This is a genomic window from Asaia sp. A2, from assembly GCF_057319415.1.
The window spans coordinates 1-15,552 of the sequence record NZ_JBXWTO010000009.1 but is presented as its reverse complement, the minus strand read 5'-3'; the positions used below and the strand labels follow the sequence as shown (position 1 = coordinate 15,552).

18 protein-coding genes are annotated in these 15,552 nt (G+C 60.1%); 11 read left to right on the top strand and 7 right to left on the bottom strand.

The features are described 5' to 3' along the window. Positions 1-44: 44 nt before the first annotated feature. Positions 45-1,058, bottom strand: a complete 1,014-nt coding sequence (locus ACWNRM_RS09150; protein ID WP_485170495.1) for a LacI family DNA-binding transcriptional regulator — start codon at positions 1,056-1,058, stop codon at positions 45-47. Positions 1,059-1,200: 142 nt separating this feature from the next. Between ACWNRM_RS09150 and ACWNRM_RS09145 the strand changes: the two genes are divergently transcribed. From ACWNRM_RS09145 to ACWNRM_RS09130, 4 genes are all read left to right on the top strand, one after another. Then, on the top strand, positions 1,201-1,533 hold the full coding sequence (locus tag ACWNRM_RS09145) for a hypothetical protein (protein ID WP_485170494.1): 333 nt from the start codon (positions 1,201-1,203) through the stop codon (positions 1,531-1,533). Positions 1,534-1,786: 253 nt separating this feature from the next. Next, positions 1,787-2,176, top strand: coding sequence for a TIM barrel protein (locus ACWNRM_RS09140; protein WP_485170493.1), 390 nt, complete (start codon positions 1,787-1,789; stop codon positions 2,174-2,176). Positions 2,177-2,294: 118 nt separating this feature from the next. Then, positions 2,295-2,648 carry a carboxymuconolactone decarboxylase family protein gene (locus ACWNRM_RS09135; protein ID WP_485170492.1) on the top strand — a complete coding sequence of 118 codons (354 nt, stop codon included), beginning with the start codon at positions 2,295-2,297 and terminating at the stop codon, positions 2,646-2,648. A gap of 2 nt (positions 2,649-2,650) precedes the next feature. Next, positions 2,651-3,391 carry an SDR family oxidoreductase gene (locus ACWNRM_RS09130; RefSeq protein WP_485170491.1) on the top strand — a complete coding sequence of 247 codons (741 nt, stop codon included), beginning with the start codon at positions 2,651-2,653 and terminating at the stop codon, positions 3,389-3,391. Between the two features lie 15 nt (positions 3,392-3,406). Here the strand turns inward: ACWNRM_RS09130 and ACWNRM_RS09125 are convergent, their stop codons facing one another. Then, entirely contained in the window at positions 3,407-4,300 is an 894-nt protein-coding gene (locus ACWNRM_RS09125) for a LysR family transcriptional regulator (RefSeq protein ID WP_485170490.1), read from the bottom strand. Positions 4,301-4,431: 131 nt separating this feature from the next. Here ACWNRM_RS09125 and ACWNRM_RS09120 point away from each other — a divergent pair, with 131 nt between their 5' ends. Together ACWNRM_RS09120 and ACWNRM_RS09115 are read left to right on the top strand one after the other, a co-directional pair. Then, positions 4,432-4,827, top strand: a complete 396-nt coding sequence (locus ACWNRM_RS09120) for a (R)-mandelonitrile lyase (protein ID WP_062163870.1) — start codon at positions 4,432-4,434, stop codon at positions 4,825-4,827. A 57-nt stretch (positions 4,828-4,884) separates the two neighbouring features. Beyond that, positions 4,885-5,868: an aldo/keto reductase gene (locus ACWNRM_RS09115; RefSeq protein ID WP_485170489.1), complete on the top strand. Its 984-nt coding sequence runs from the start codon at positions 4,885-4,887 to the stop codon at positions 5,866-5,868. 30 nt (positions 5,869-5,898) lie between these two features. Here ACWNRM_RS09115 and ACWNRM_RS09110 read toward each other — a convergent pair whose 3' ends face one another. Further along, the gene (locus ACWNRM_RS09110; RefSeq protein ID WP_023979644.1) at positions 5,899-6,291 is read right to left on the bottom strand and encodes a winged helix-turn-helix transcriptional regulator; all 393 of its coding nucleotides are present in this window, start codon (positions 6,289-6,291) and stop codon (positions 5,899-5,901) included. A gap of 101 nt (positions 6,292-6,392) precedes the next feature. On the opposite strand from ACWNRM_RS09110, the gene ACWNRM_RS09105 reads away from it, so the two are divergent. The 3 genes from ACWNRM_RS09105 (at position 6,393) to tcuC (ending at position 9,714) form a co-directional block, all read left to right on the top strand. Then, positions 6,393-7,457, top strand: a complete 1,065-nt coding sequence (locus ACWNRM_RS09105; RefSeq protein WP_485170488.1) for an SDR family oxidoreductase — start codon at positions 6,393-6,395, stop codon at positions 7,455-7,457. Positions 7,458-7,631: 174 nt separating this feature from the next. Further along, on the top strand, positions 7,632-8,282 hold the full coding sequence (gene gmk, locus ACWNRM_RS09100) for a guanylate kinase (RefSeq protein WP_485170487.1): 651 nt from the start codon (positions 7,632-7,634) through the stop codon (positions 8,280-8,282). A 145-nt stretch (positions 8,283-8,427) separates the two neighbouring features. Further along, positions 8,428-9,714, top strand: a complete 1,287-nt coding sequence (gene tcuC / locus ACWNRM_RS09095; protein WP_485170486.1) for a tricarballylate/proton symporter TcuC — start codon at positions 8,428-8,430, stop codon at positions 9,712-9,714. A 70-nt stretch (positions 9,715-9,784) separates the two neighbouring features. Here the strand turns inward: tcuC and ACWNRM_RS09090 are convergent, their stop codons facing one another. Genes ACWNRM_RS09090 through sdhC form a run of 4 tightly spaced genes read right to left on the bottom strand, consistent with a single transcriptional unit; the run spans position 9,785 to position 13,240 of the window. Further along, positions 9,785-10,564 carry a succinate dehydrogenase iron-sulfur subunit gene (locus ACWNRM_RS09090; protein ID WP_023979649.1) on the bottom strand — a complete coding sequence of 260 codons (780 nt, stop codon included), beginning with the start codon at positions 10,562-10,564 and terminating at the stop codon, positions 9,785-9,787. Positions 10,565-10,575: 11 nt separating this feature from the next. Then, complete coding sequence (gene sdhA / locus ACWNRM_RS09085; protein WP_485170485.1) at positions 10,576-12,378, bottom strand: succinate dehydrogenase flavoprotein subunit; 1,803 nt, start codon at positions 12,376-12,378, stop codon at positions 10,576-10,578. Beyond that, entirely contained in the window at positions 12,378-12,782 is a 405-nt protein-coding gene (gene sdhD, locus ACWNRM_RS09080; protein ID WP_485170484.1) for a succinate dehydrogenase, hydrophobic membrane anchor protein, read from the bottom strand. The genes sdhA and sdhD overlap by 1 nt, the downstream gene beginning before the upstream one ends. Beyond that, positions 12,779-13,240 carry a succinate dehydrogenase, cytochrome b556 subunit gene (gene sdhC / locus ACWNRM_RS09075; RefSeq protein WP_485170483.1) on the bottom strand — a complete coding sequence of 154 codons (462 nt, stop codon included), beginning with the start codon at positions 13,238-13,240 and terminating at the stop codon, positions 12,779-12,781. The genes sdhD and sdhC overlap by 4 nt, the downstream gene beginning before the upstream one ends. 247 nt (positions 13,241-13,487) lie before the next feature. On the opposite strand from sdhC, the gene zapE reads away from it, so the two are divergent. Both zapE and ACWNRM_RS09065 read left to right on the top strand, forming a co-directional pair. Continuing rightward, a complete protein-coding gene (gene zapE, locus ACWNRM_RS09070; protein WP_485170482.1) occupies positions 13,488-14,612 on the top strand; it encodes a cell division protein ZapE in 1,125 nt (374 codons plus the stop codon). A gap of 785 nt (positions 14,613-15,397) precedes the next feature. Then, positions 15,398-15,552 (top strand): helix-turn-helix domain-containing protein (locus ACWNRM_RS09065; RefSeq protein WP_485170596.1); only part of this gene is annotated, 155 nt, incomplete at its 3' end.

Sequence of the window (15,552 nt, the reverse complement as noted above, 5' to 3'; positions counted from 1 at the left end):
GCCCCTGCACTGGGCATGGAGGCAGGGTGTCTCGCGATCGCTGATCAGACGGTCTCGCGTGTATGAACCGATAGCGGAATAATGGGGCCGTCGAGGGGGGTAGTGCAGCGCCCCAGATAGTGGCTGAGAGTGGAAAGTGCCGTTCGCGCCTCAAGCATGGGGTTCTGGTCGAGCACAATGTCGATCGTGCCTGAGTGCAGCAACGTAGCGCGGTGGGGTGTCAGTTCGTGGGTGATGAAGACCAGCCTGTCGGCCATGCCCTGCTTTTCAAGCAGGCGTGCAATGGCGTCGGCCCCGGTCGAGAAATGATAGATCCCGACAATATCGTGATGTTCCTGCAGCAGGGCATGAACGGCGTCGGCTGCCCTGTCGTCGTTTTCCAGACATTCCAGCGCAGGTGTGGCACTGAGTGCTGCGTAGCGCTCATCGAGTGCTGCCATGAAGCCTGCATAGCGCTGCTGATGCCCAATATAATGCATCGTCCCCGCAATGAGGGCCACGCGCCCCTCACGCGGGCCGAGCAGGCGGCCCATCATGTCAGCCGCAATACGACCGGCACGGTAGTTGTCCGAGCCGATATAGGCTAGACGCTCGGGAGCCGTGATGTCGGAAGCAATGGTCACAACGGGAAGTCTCGCGCAGGCATCGCTTACGGCCTGCCTGATGCCGGGGTGATCGGGCAGACACAGGATGAGCCCGTCATATTCACGGGCCAGCGTACGGAGGAGACTTGCCGCCCGGTCAGGATGCTCAATGCTGGCATGGTGTTCGAAACACGCGATATTCTGTTCCCTGTAGGCAGGCATGATAACGCGAAAAGCATCCTGCAATGCCGCATGAAACGGGTTGACTGGCGGCTGGGTAACCACGGCAATACGTGCAAGCCGTGCATGGAGGGCGATCAGCCTACGGCCATCACCCAGCTCGCGGGCGGCTTCCAGCACCACACGTTCCTTGTCGGGTCTTACGCCGCCGCGGCCATTGATCACCCGATCGACTGTCGCCGTTGAAACCCCTGAATACCGGGCAATATCGTGGATCGTGGCGCGCTGCGACATGGCATATCCGACCATCTGTTATGACATATGTTATATATCTCACCCAAGTGATGCGAACGCATCAAATCTGTGCGTGTCCAGCCCCACGCTCTGCCCTAGCCTCAGGCAATCGGAACGATGAGCACCTGTGACCGGAGGGGTGATGAGGGACGAGACATCAGGCAGCGCGGGTCTGCCGCCGAACGTCAGGCTGGGATGCAGCCCGCTTTCATGGACGAACGATGTGCTGAATGATCTGGTCGGTGAGACGCCGCTTGACCAATGTCTGAGCGAGATCGCCACCGCCGGGTATGACGGGACGGAGCTGGGGCGAAAATATCCGCGCAATGCCGAGGATCTGACACCTGTTCTGCAGCGCCATCACCTGGCGCTGGCTTCGGGCTGGTATTCGGGCCGGCTGGGTGAGCGCGATGTGGAGGAGGAATGGGCGGATGTCGCAAGTCATGCCCAGCTTCTGCGGGCGATGGGCTGTTAGGTCATGGTTTATGGTGAATGTGGCGCCATGGCCGCGTCTGCCGCGCCACTCGATGAGCCCATGTCACGCCGCCTGTAACTGTCGCGTGAGGCCTTGCGCGACTATGCCGGACAGCTGAGTGTTTTCGATGCCATGCTGCGCGCGCGGTACGGCATAACATCTTGCCTATCATCATCATCATCTGATGATGGTGGCAGAAACGTTTCCGTAAATCTGTCAGGTTTTCGATGCGCTCTCGGCCGAGGTGGGTCTTTTGCTCGATACCGGGCACGCAATGGCGGCAGGGTTCGATTATCGCCGTCTGATCGATCGCTATGGCGCACGTATCTGTCATATTCACCTCAAGGATGTGCGCCCGGCAGTACTGGAGCGTGCGCGCGGCGATGATCTGAGTTTCAATGGCGCCGTACGCGCGGGGGTGTTTACCGCGCCGGGTGATGGCTGCATCGATTGCGGCCCGCTCGCAGCATTTGTCGTCCAAAGCGGTTATCAGGGCTGGATGGTGGTTGAGGCCGAGCAGGACCCCGACAAGGCCCCCCCCACTGGCCGCGGTAACGCGGGCGCGCTCTCATATACAGGCATGTTTCTCGGGTCTGCTGGTGGCAGGGTGAAGGCAAGGCGGGCAACGGCACGGCTCGCTTGATCCTCTCCCGGTTTCATGAATGGTCGATATAGGACCATGCAGAATTCATGATCTTATTGGCTTGGGCTCTCCCGCTCTAGACTAAGCCCTTGCCAATAATGACAGGGAGGGTCAGGTCATGAACGAGCCCCGCGCAGAGCAGAACATTCCTGCCTCGACAACGGCGCACAAGGCGTTTGGTGATATTGCGCCAGATCTGGCGCGCTACACCGATACGGTGCTTTTTGACGAGGTCTGGGCCCGGCCCGGCCTTGCACCGCGCGAGCGCTGTATCGTCACCGTCACATGCCTGATCAGCCTTTATCGAGGCAATGAACTCGGCTTTCATCTGCGCAAGGCGCTCGAGACCGGTGTGACCGAGGCAGAGATTATCGAAATCATCACCCATCTCGCTTTTTATGCCGGTTGGCCTACCGCCTCGACCGCGCTGGGCATTGCGAAACAGGTTTTTGCCGACAGGAAGGAGTCCTGATCATGACCAGGGAAATTGCAGGCAAGGTCGTTGTGGTGACCGGGGCGAGCAGCGGGCTGGGCGAGGCAGTTGCGCGCCGTCTTGCTGCAGAAGGGGCCAAAATCGTTCTGGGGGCTCGGCGTCTCGACAGGCTTGAAGCCCTGGCGGATTCCCTTTCCATTGGGCGTGATGCTGTCAGACAAACCGATGTCAGCCGAAGCGCCGAGGTGCAGGCTCTGGTCGATCACGCCATTGCGCTGCATGGGCGTGTGGATGTGCTGATCAACAATGCCGGTTTGATGCCTCATTCGCCGCTTGAAAAGCGTCGCATCGAGGATTGGGATCGCATGATCGATGTCAATCTCAAGGGCACGCTTTATGGCATCGCCGCTGTTCTGCCGCAGATGCAGAAGCAGAAGAGCGGCCATATCATCAACGTGTCTTCCGTAGCGGGGCATAAGGTCGGGCCCGGTGGAGCCGTCTATTCCGCCACCAAATCGGCTGTGCGTGTTGTCTCTGAAGGACTGCGGCAGGAGGTCAAACCCTATAATATCCGCACCACCATCATCTCCCCCGGTGCGGTGGCGACAGAACTGACAGACAGCATCACCGATCCGGATACGGCGAAATCAATGAAGGCGTTCTACCAGAATTACGCCATTCCGCCGGAATCCTTCGCGGAATGTGTGGTGTTTGCCATGAGCCAGCCCGAGGCGGTGGATATCAACGAAATCCTGTTCCGTCCGACCGCTCAGGAATACTGAGCAAGAGGCGCTGTTTCAGGCGCGATACCGCAAGGCCTCGACAAGCAGTCGAAAGGCTGCCGAGGTATTGCGGCGGCTGGGGTAATAGAGATGGTAGCCGGGGAAGGGGGGACACCAATCCTCCAGCACGCGGACAAGTCGTCCGGCTGCCACATCATCGAGAATCTGATCCTCCATGACGCAGGCCAGGCCAAACCCGTCTCGTGCAGCTTCGAGCAGCATGGGAGCATTGTTGAATGTCAGGGGCCCCTCGGGGCGAACACGCAGGCTGCGTCGCCCTTTTTCAAGCTCCCAGGCATAGATCGCCCCCGAGCTGGCCATGCGCAGTTTCAGGCATTGATGCTGTGACAGATCCTGCGGCTGCCGGGGCGGCGCCTGATGCGCGAAATAAGCAGGGGCGCCCACAACGGCCATGCGCAACGGTGGCCCGATCGGTACCGCAATCATGTCACGTGCGATGGTTTCTTCCAGCCGCACACCCGCATCGAAGCGCTCGGCCACGATATCGGTCAGGCCTGAATCGATGGCGAGTTCGGCCTGTATTTCCGGGTATCCGGGCAGCAGGCGCCGCAATGCGGGCCAGATCAGGGTTCGGGCGGCATGGTCGGAGGTCGTGAGCCGGATCGTGCCTGAGGGGCGCTCGGACAATTCACTGATGGCAGCGATTTCGTCGCTGATACTGTCAAGCGCAGGGACAAGGGTCTGGAGTAACCTTTCGCCGGCGAGGGTGGCCGAGACCCGTCGCGTGGTGCGTGTCAGAAGCCGCACGCCAAGGCGGGTTTCGAGCCGTCTGATCGTATGGCTGAGTGCCGATTGCGAGGTGCCGAGCCTTGCCGCCGCTCGCGTAAAGCTCTGCTCTTCCGCTACGGCCAGAAAGGCGTTCAGATCGACCAGATCATCGCGTTTCATTCATGAAAATCCAACATAGGTACGTGCCGATTATACGCGCTAATCGTTTGCGCAGGATAATGGTTTTATGACTCATCGCCCCGTCGCGCCCGCAAGGCGGCTGATCCGGGAATTTCGGGAAAGGGATCACCATGCAGATCACACGTTCAGGTAGCACAGCCTCTGCGCAGGGAAATGACGCCTGGTTTACCGGCAGGGTGCGTGTGGACGCGCCTTTTTCGGGAAGCGGTGCACTGGCCTGTGCAACGGTCACTTTCGAGCCCGGTGCCCGTACGGCCTGGCATACGCACCCCAAGGGACAGACCATTCTGGTGCTTTCCGGGCTGGGCTGGGTGCAGCGCGACGGCGGCGCGGTAGAGGAAGTGCGCCCCGGCGATATCGTGTTTTTCGAGCCCGATGAGAAACACTGGCACGGTGCCTCGGCGCTATGCGCGATGAGCCATGTCGCCATTACCGAGAGCGTCGAGGGTGTTTCCACCCGATGGCTGGATAAGGTGAGCGACGAACAATACCGCCGCGCTGACTGAGGTTGAGGGCTGAACAGGTCCCCACACACATCATAATCATCGGAAAGAGACCGGAACATGGAAAAGCGGGTTTTGGGAAAAAGCGGACTCGAGGTTTCAGCCCTTGGTCTGGGATGCATGGGGCTGAGTTTCGGTTATGGCCCCGCCGAGGAACATGAAAGCGCCATCACCTTCCTGCGCGGTGCCTATGAGCGCGGGGTCACGTTTTTCGACACCGCCGAGGCTTATGGCCCCGGCACCAATGAGAGCCTGCTGGGCGAGGCGCTCGCGCCTTTCCGCAAGGATGTGGTGATTGCCACGAAGTTCGGCTTTCGCAATGGCCGGCCGGGCGATGGGCTCGACAGTCATCCGGCCCGCATCCGTCAGGTTGCCGAGGACGCGCTCAGGCGCCTGCGTACCGATGTGATCGATCTGTTCTATCAGCATCGTGTCGATCCTGATGTGCCGATGGAGGATGTGGCTGGGACGGTCAAGGAACTCATATGGGAGGGTAAAATCCGCCATTTCGGCCTGTCCGAAGCGGGTGCGGCGTCCATTCGCAAGGCTCACGCGGTGCAGCCGGTCGCCGCCCTGCAAAGCGAATATTCGCTCTGGTGGCGCGAGCCCGAACAGGAAATCCTGCCGCTGCTGGAAGAACTTGGCATCGGGTTTGTGCCTTTCAGCCCGCTGGGCAAGGGCTTCCTGACGGGCAAGATCGACACGAGCACACAGTTCAACGATCAGGATTTCCGCAAGATCGTGCCACGTTTTGCTCCGGAGGCGTTGCAGGCCAATAAGGCGCTAGTCACGCAGCTCGAAGCCATTGCGGTGCAGCGTCAGGCCACCCCGGCGCAGATTGCGCTTGCCTGGCTTCTGGCCCGCAAGCCGTGGATCGTACCCATTCCCGGTACGCGTCGCCTGTCGCGTCTGGAGGAAAATCTCGGCGGCGCGACACTGGCACTTGGCTCCGATGAATTGCAGGCGATCGACGAGGCGCTGACGCAGATCGACGTTGTGGGTGAACGTTATCCCGCAAGCATGAAAGCGCTCGTGGGACGCTGATCAGTCGGGTGCGGATCACTCGGGCGCTTGTCAGTCGGGTTGCTGGCCAAGCTGCTGCAGGAGATCCGCATGGCGGACACCCCAGCAATAAAGCATTTCCAGCGGTTCGATAAAGCGCTGGCCAAGCGCGGTCAGCCTGTATTCCACATTGGGTGGCATGGTCTGGATCACGACCCGTTCAACCAGACCGGCCGTCTGAAGGTCGCGTAGCGTCTGGGTCATCATCTTTTTCGATAAGCCGGGCAGGTTGCGCTGCAGGGCGCCGGGGCGGGCTGACCCCCCGGACATATGCAGGGCATGCAGGATCATGGTCACCCATTTGCCTGAAAACAGCTTGAGCAGACGCCGTGGGGCGCAATCCTCGGCATAAGGGGCCTGACGGTAGCCTGCCAGCAGATCAGGAGACGGGGTGGGGTCGGTCATGGAGCCCTTCAGGTAACCAGGGCACAAAAAGGTGCCGGATTGTGTTTTTTATTCCCTCGCCCCAGCTTCGCAAAGACAGGAACGATGCTGGAGAATTTCTCATGACCCATACTGCCCTTATCATCGGTGCGACCGGTCTGGTCGGGCAAAATCTTGCCAATCGTCTGGTGGCCGAAGGCTGGACCGTTTATGGCCTTGCCCGCCGTGTCGAGGCGCTTCCCACTGCGGTATTGCCGGTCAAGGCCGACACGCTCGACCCGCAGGGGCTGAAGGCGGCGCTGGCAGATATCGCGCCAAGCCATGTGTTCTTCACTACATGGACGCGACGAGAGACCGAGCGCGAGAACTGCATCGCCAATGCCGCCATGCTGCGCAATGTGTTCGAGGCGCTCCCCAGGCCGGAAGCCCTTGTTCATGCAGCGCTTGTTACCGGGCTCAAGCATTATCTCGGGCCATTCGATGCCTATGCCAGAGGGGCAGCGCCGGTCACCCCTTTCCGTGAAAGCATGGGGCGGCTGGATGTCGAGAATTTCTATTACGCGCAGGAAGACGTGCTGTTTGAGGCATCGCTTAGCCTCAACTTCACGTGGTCGGTGCATCGCCCTCATACGGTAATCGGCTTTGCCATTGGCAATCTGATGAATATGGGCACCACGCTCGCCGTCTATGCCTCGCTGTGCCGCGAGACGGGGATGCCCTTCGTGTTTCCCGGCTCCCCGACCCAGTGGAACGCGCTCACCGATGTCACGGATGCAAGGCAGCTTGCGAGCCAGATTTTCTGGGCCTCGACAAACCCGGCCGGGCGTAACCAGGCGTTCAATGTGGTTAATGGCGACGTGTTTCGCTGGTCGAGCCTGTGGGGTGAACTGGCCAACTGGTTTGGCATCGAGGCTGCGCCCTATCCCGGTGAGGCAACGTCGCTCGAAGCCCTGATGCGCGGCAAGGAGGATGTATGGTCGGCGCTCGCCCAAAAGCATGATCTGGTTGAGCCCGACCTGACCCGTCTGGCCTCGCCGTGGCATACGGATGCTGATCTGGGCCGCCCTGTGGAATGTGCGACCGATATGACGAAAAGCCGTCTGTTCGGCTTTACAGGGTATCACGATACGCGGCGCTCCTTTGCCGATCTGTTTACCCTGCTGCAGGCGCGAAAACTCATCCCCTGAGACTGACTGTTGCATCGGGGCCGCTTCTCCTCGGTGTAGTGTAAGCGCTGGCGTAACTCGCTTCGGCTTCGGGCTGCGCCAGTAGCATGGTCTCTTCACAGCGCCCATGTTTTCAAATCCTGCCCGAACGGCTATGGCTCAGCACGAGTGATGACGTGGGACTGGAGGTGTGACATGACGACCATAGCAAGACGTGGCGTCTGCCTCGTGATTTCGGCACCCTCCGGCGCGGGGAAATCGACCATTGCCAATGCGCTGCGCGCGAGTGATTCCAGCCTTGCCCATTCCGTATCGGTTACCACGCGAGCCCCGCGTCCCGGCGAAAAAGAGGGCGTACATTACCATTTCCGCAGCATGGACCAGTTTCGCGACATGGCCACGAAAGGGGAGTTGCTGGAATGGGCCGAGGTGTTCGGTCGCGGCTACGGCACCCCCCGTGCGCCCGTCGAGGCCGCGCTCGCCAGCGGGCGGGACATGGTGTTCGATATTGACTGGCAGGGGCACAGGCTCCTGCGCGCGGCGCTGCCGGACGACGTGGTAAGCCTTTTCGTGCTCCCCCCCTCGATGAAGGAGCTCGACCGCCGCCTGCGCTCGCGTGCTTCGGATGCGGAGTCCGAAATTGACAAGCGCATGGGCGCAGCTCTGGCCGAAATTTCGCACTGGAGCGAATTCGATCATGTGATCGTCAATGCTGAGCTTGATCGCGCCGTGCGGGAGGCACAGTCGATACTGGTCGCAGCGAGGCTCAAGACGAAGCGTCAGCACGGCCTGGCTGATCTCATGAAGGAATACGAGGCGAACAAGCCCGGCTGCGCGTGGCGATAACTGCCCTGTACTGATAGTATACCTGCACTTTGCCTGCATCATTTCGCATGTTGCCTGTTTGTCGTTAGGATGGATTTCATCCTGCTAGCCTGAACCCCCAGCCTGGCAGATCTGACATTCATCACGACAGAAGCGAACCCGCATCATGACAAACGAGCCGCCCTCACGCCGTCGTCTTGCCAAGGCCGTAGGCCAGGTCGCGAGCGGCAACATGCTCGAAATGTATGATTTCATGGTGTTTGGCTATTACGCTGCCGATATCGGCAAGGCGTTTTTCCCTTCGGGCAATGCCCAGGCCGAGCTGATGTCGTCTTTCGCCACGTTCGGTGCCGGGTTTCTGATGCGTCCACTCGGCGCGCTCGTGCTTGGCGCCTATGTTGATCGTATCGGGCGGCGCAAGGGGCTTATCCTCACGCTCACCCTCATGGCCATTGGCACCATGACCCTGGCTCTGACGCCCAGTTACAAGAGGATCGGTTTTCTCGCGCCGCTTCTGGTGCTGCTTGGGCGGCTGATCCAGGGGTTTTCTGCCGGGGTCGAGGTGGGATCGAGTTCTGTCTATCTGTCCGAAATCGCCACGGAGAAAAATCGTGGTTTCATCGTGGCTTTCCAGTCTGCCTCTATCCAGCTGGCCGTCGTGCTGGCCGCGGCAATCGGATTTGGCCTGACATCCCTGCTGGGCGGTCCGGTCATGGCGGCCTGGGGGTGGCGAATTCCGCTCGCGCTGGGCTGCATGATTGTGCCTGTGCTCATATTCCTGCGCCGCAATCTGCAGGAGACCGAGGCTTTCTCCTCTCAGGCCACGCATCCCGGCATTTGGGAGATTGCGGTGTCTTTGGTCCGTAACTGGTATGTGGGGCTGATTGGTATCCTGACCGGTGTGATGAGCACGGTCTCGTTTTATGTGATCACCGCCTATTGCCCCGCTTTTGGCACGCGCGTGTTGCATCTGGGGCGACAGGATGCGCTGCTGGTCACGCTTTGCGCGGGGCTTGCTAATCTGGTTCTGGTCCCTGTTTTCGGGCTGGTTTCCGACAGGATCGGGCGCAAGAAGCTGCTGATTGGCGCCACAGCGCTCGTGCTGTGTCTGGCATGGCCGATGATGAAATGGTTGGTGGCTGCGCCGAGCTTCGGCAGGTTGCTCAGTGTCGAGCTGGCTTTGGCGATACTCTACAGTGCCTATAACGGGGCCGCCATCGTCTGGCTGACCGAGATCGTACCGCCGCGTATACGCACGACGGGTTTCTCCCTGGCTTACAGTCTAGCCACCTGCATCGGCGGGTTTAGCCCGGTCGTATGCACTTGGCTAATCTTGCAGACCCAGGACAGGGCCATGCCCGCATTGTGGCTTTCTGCGGCGGCGGCGTGTGGATTGCTCGCTGCCATTGTGTCGCGGCCCTACGTCGAACGTAGCCCGCGCCAAGTTGGATAAACGGTTGGAAATAAAAAAGGCCGGGAGAGTATCCCGACCTTTTCTTTTCTGATCTGCAAGGGTGTCGAGCCTATTCCCGCTCGACCTGCAATTTCTTGATATTGGCGATGGCCTTGGCCGGGTTCAGACCCTTGGGGCAGGTCTGGGTGCAGTTCATGATGGTGCGGCAGCCATAGAGCTTCATGGAATCATCCAGCGCTTCCAGTCGCTCGCCCGTATGGTCGTCGCGGCTGTCCATGATCCAGCGATTGGCGGCCAGCAGTGTGGCTGGGCCGAGATAGCGGTCGCCATTCCACCAATAGGACGGGCAGGACGTGCTGCAGCAGAAGCACAGGATGCACTCCCACATGCCATCCAGCTTCTCGCGCTCTTCTACGCTTTGCAGGCGTTCGGTATCGGGCGGCGGCGGGGTGTCGCTTTTCAGCCAGGGCTGAATGGATTCAAGCTGGGCATAAGCGCCGTTCAGGTTGGGCACCAGATCCTTCACCACCGGCATATGCGGCAGCGGATTGATCTTGACCGTGCCCTTGATCGAACTGATGGGCTTGAGACAGGCCAGCGTGTTCTCGCCATCGATGTTCATGGCGCAGGACCCGCAGATCCCCTCGCGGCAGGAGCGGCGGAAGGTCAGCGTCGCGTCGATATGGTCCTTGATATAGAGCAGGGCATCGAGAACCATCGGTCCGACCTTGTCGAGATCGAGTTCATAGCTGTCGAGGCTCGGATTGGACTCGTCATCGGGCGACCAGCGATAGACCTGAAACGTGGCCTTGCGCTTGGCTTCGGCAGGCGCCGGATAGAATTTGCCGGGGCGGGTCGTGCTGTTTTTGGGCAGGCGGAGTTCAACCATGGTGAGGCTCCTCAGTAAACACGTTTCTTGGGCGGGAAGACCTCGACATCATTGGTCAGGGTCTGCATCCGCACCGGCCGGTAGAGCAGGCTCACCGCACCATCCTTATCGAGATAGGAGACGGTATGTTTCATCCAGTGCTCGTCATCGCGCTCGGGATAATCGTCATGGGCATGGGCGCCACGCGTTTCATGGCGTGCATGGGCACTTTCGATCGTCACCGTCGCATTGGCCAGCAAATTCGCGAATTCCAGGGCTTCCATCAGATCGCTGTTCCAGATCAGCGAGCGATCGGCCAGCCCCATATGCTGCGCGTCTTTCCAGAGCTCCCGGATTTTCTCGCATCCGTCGGCGAGGGATTTCGTATTGCGGAACACGGCTGCATGACTCTGCATAATGCGCTGAAGGCGCTCACGCAGTTCCGCCACGGTGAACTTGCCTGAAGCCTCGCGGGTCTGGTCGAACTTGGCCAGAATGGCCTCGCCCGCCTCCTTGGGCAGCGGCGGTACCGGCACGCTGGGATCGATGATCTCGGCAGCTCGCTTGCCAGCCGCACGACCGAACACGATCAGATCGAGCAGGGAGTTTGTCCCCAGACGGTTGGCTCCATGCACGGAAACGCAGGCGGCCTCACCGACCGCCATCAGTCCGGGCACGACAGCTTCGAGATTGTCCTTGGTGGGGCGCAGGACCTCGCCGTGCAGATTGGTCGGTACACCGCCCATATTGTAATGGACCGTGGGCAGCACCGGAGCGGGCTCCTTGGTCACGTCCACCCCGGCGAAAATGCGCGCGGTTTCAGAGATGCCGGGCAGACGCTGGTGCAGCAATTCCGGGCCGAGATGCTCCAGATGCAGCATGATATGGTCCTTTTTGGGACCACAGCCACGGCCTTCATTGATCTCGATGGTCATGGCGCGTGACACGACATCGCGCGAGGCCAGATCCTTGGCGGTGGGCGCGTAGCGCTCCATGAAGCGCTCACCCTCGGAATTGGTCAGATAACCGCCTTCACCACGACAGCCTTCCGTAAGCAGACAGCCCGCCGGGAAAATGCCGGTAGGATGAAACTGCACGAATTCCATGTCCTGTGTCGGCACACCGGCGCGCATGGCCAGACCGCCACCATCACCCGTGCAGGAATGGGCCGAGGTGCAGCTCTGGAAGGCGCGCCCGTAACCGCCGGTTGCGAGTACGACCATCTTGGCGCTGAAGCGATGGATGGAGCCGTCATCGAGGCACCAGGCCACGATGCCGCGACATACCCCATCGTCATCCATGATCAGGTCGAGCACGTAATACTCGACGTAGAAATCGACGCGATGCTTGAGGCATTGCTGATACAGCGTGTGCAGGATAGCGTGGCCGGTGCGGTCGGCAGCGGCACAGGCACGGGCCACAGGGGCCTTGCCATATTCGCTCATATGGCCGCCAAACGGACGCTGATAGATCTTGCCGTCTTCCGTGCGCGAGAAGGGAACGCCGAAATGTTCCAGCTCCATCACGGCGCTTTCGGCCTCGCGGCACATGAACTCGATGGCGTCCTGATCGCCCAGCCAGTCCGACCCCTTGACGGTGTCGTACATGTGCCAGCGCCAGTTATCCTCGGACATATTGCCGAGTGAGGCGCCAATTCCGCCCTGGGCCGCCACGGTATGGCTGCGTGTGGGGAAAACCTTGGTGACGCAGGCCGTGCGCAGGCCACCAGCCCCCATACCCAGCGTGGCACGCAGGCCCGAGCCGCCCGCGCCCACCACCACTACATCATAGGCGTGATCGACAATACGGTATTTCCTGACGGATTCCGCGCTCATTATTTTGCCTCCGTCGTGCGGGTCATGAGGATACGGGCGAGTGAGGCGCAGCCGAGCGCCACGAAAAGAAGTGTGCTCAGGCGAATGACCAGACGCAGGCCAAAGCGTCGCCAGCCACGCGAATAATCGGAGGCCACAACTTCCAGCCCGAGCTGGGCGTGCCGGCCGGTAAGGGCAATCAGCAGCCCAAGGGGGGCGGCATTCTGCACACGGCCTGCCCAGGACAGAATGGTCGCGCGGTCGCGCCCGGCCAGACGCAGGATCTGGGCAACGCCCCATATGGAAAGCGGGCCGAGCAGTACGGCCGAGATACGCTCAGCGGTCCAGTGCTCGGCCCCGTCGGCCATGCCGCCAAGCCCCTTTGCACGCGCCAGAGGCGTGCGCATGTCGGAAGAACGGTTCATGCTTTTGTTCCCTTGTTGCGCAGCCGGGAGAGGGCGACGAAGGCCGTGACAAGCGCAACCGACAGCCCGGCCGTGGCAAAGACCGAACGCCGCCCGTCCTCGTCGATTTCCTTCTTCTCGAAGCGTGCGCCGCTATCCCAGATCAGATGGCGGATGCTGGCGACGAAATGGTAGATCGTGGCGACACCCCAGCCGAGAAATACCAGCCGGCCCAAAGGATGTGTCGCCACGCGCTGGGCGCGTGCAAAGGCACGTGGGCCCTGTGCCAGGGCAGCAAGCCACGCTACAGCCAGACCGGCACCGAGGGACGAAGCGACACCTGAAATGCGATTGCCGATAGAGAGCGCCATGGAGAGGCGGAAACGATAGATATCCAGATGCGGCGACATGGGCCGTCTGATGGGCCGCCCCTCTGTGTCGGTGCCGTGATAGAACGCTTCACGTCCGTCGGAAGCCATGGCGATACCTCTGAATTCTGTGTTCGGGCTGGGCGATACATTACCCACATAGTCTCATTCAGATGGTTCGTCATGTGCATATTGATGTGAGAATTGGCACTGATTTTGTCTTGTATGTTACGGATTTGGCCGGTTTTTTCCGATATTACGCCTCACCAATGCGTGACCTTTCACAAGGGGCGCGTTCTGCTTTCTGGCGTGATAGAAGCGGGCAACCAACCCGTGCTGCGCGACAAGAGAGAGTTCGATGTCCGACGTGAGTTTCACCCTGCCTTCCTCGACGGTCAGCACGGTATTTAGCGCGTATCAACGTCTTGTTGATCAGGGGCAGATCGAGGCCGATGCTGCGCAGCGGGAAGCGGCACTTGCTCTGAATCAGCTTGCGCAGGCGCTATCGGCGCGCCGCGAATCAAAACCGGGGCTATTTTCACGCCTTGCCAGACGCAAGCCCGATCCGATCCGTGGGCTTTATCTTGTCGGGCAGGTGGGACGAGGCAAGACCATGCTCATGGATCTGTTCTGCCATGAGGTGAGTCTCACCAAAAAGCGGCGTATCCACTTTCATGTGTTCATGCAGGAGGTGCTACGCGCCCTGCATAAGGGGCAGAGCAGGGGGGAGCGTCGGGAAGATCCAGTGCACGAGATGGCAGATAAAATACACGAACAATATGAACTGCTTTGCTTCGACGAGTTCCAGATCAACGACATGTCGGATGCCGTTCTGGTGCTGCGTCTGCTTGATCGAGTCATGGCATTGGGAACCGTGGTCGTCGCGACATCCAACACGGCCCCAGCCGATCTTATGAAACATCAGGCCCAGAACCGTGCGACCATGCGACCCTATCTCGAGGCTTTTGCGGGCTGCATGACGGTGATGACGCTGGACTCCGCCCGTGATTACCGCCGGGGACGCGAGATCGATGCACAGACATGGCTTGTTCCGGATTCGGAAGAAAACCGTGCGCATCTGCGCCAGCGCTTTGAAACCCTGACCGATACCCGTGCCGAACCCGGTTCTGTGGCCATTGGATCGCGTCACATAAGGGTCCCGGCATGCAGCGGTGATGTGGCGTGGTTTACCTTCGAGGCCTTGTGCGGCGAGGCGCTTGGACCGGCCGATTACCTGGCCATTGTGGGCAGGTTTCGCATGCTCTTCATTGAGGGTATTCCCGCCCTTGTGCCGGATCAGTTCGACAAGGCGCGGCGTTTCATCACGCTTGTTGATGTCATGTATGAAAACCACACAGCATTATTTGCCAGTGCAGCGGCAGAGCCGGAGGCGCTGTACCAGACCGGTGAAAATGCAAAGGCGTTCGAGCGGACTGCCTCGCGTCTGGATGAAATGCGGTCGAGCGGATGGGTGACGGTCTAGGAGTGGGCGGAGCAAGGCTTGTCTGGTACGCAGGGCCAGTTCGACGCCGGGTTGTGAGCCTTGCCAATATGGCATCCGGCCATGGTGCCTCCAGACGCTGTGTACCTGCCATTCAGCACTGTGGTCTTCATGGTCATTCGTTTGGTTGCGTCAGCGTGGGCATGAGCAATGAGAGTATTTTTAGAGAAACTGATCGTTGCTGAATCGGGGAATGTAGCGCGGTGTTGCCCTGTAATGCAACAGGGCAGAATTCGAAAATGCAAGTTCGCACTCCGTAACGCGCTCTCTGAAGCAGAGATGATCCGGCTCTGGATTTCTGGCGGCGTGCGCGGCCATCAGGGCGTCCTTGTACTCTCCCTTGATCATGAGCGCCTTAGCGCGAAGATAGGAGGCCATTCCCGATTAGAGCGGAGGACCGCTGAGTTTTTTCATGACTGCGGGGCCAATCAGCAATTATACTCTGCCGTTACCCTGCTGGACAGTTTTTCTGCAGTATGACGGATGCCGGGTGATTGCGGGTATGACCCCGACTGGTTCAGGGACGCCCTGGAAGAAAAAGGTATAGAGCCCAGCATTTCGGGATGATGAATCTCGCGAAAGTTGGTCAGATATGACGCGCGAAAACATAAATACGGCCTTGCATCGAGACTATCTTCGTCAGGTTCGAAGGCTTGCGGTGGGTCGCAACCTGCTAGAGCGTTTTCTTTGCTGATTGAATCATTTGGGATTCCCAATCTGTGTGTGATCTGATTCAAGGTGACGGCCGGGATGGAGGCCGGCGCTGGATGTCGTCACGCACCCTGTCTCTGGATTTACGCGCCCGCGTTGTCGCGGCGGTTTCAAAGGGCCTGTCCCGCCGGCAGGCTGCCGAGCGCTTCGGCGTCAGCCCGGCGAGTGCGGTTCGCTGGTGTGCCCTGGCCGCGTCGACTGGCAGCCCCGC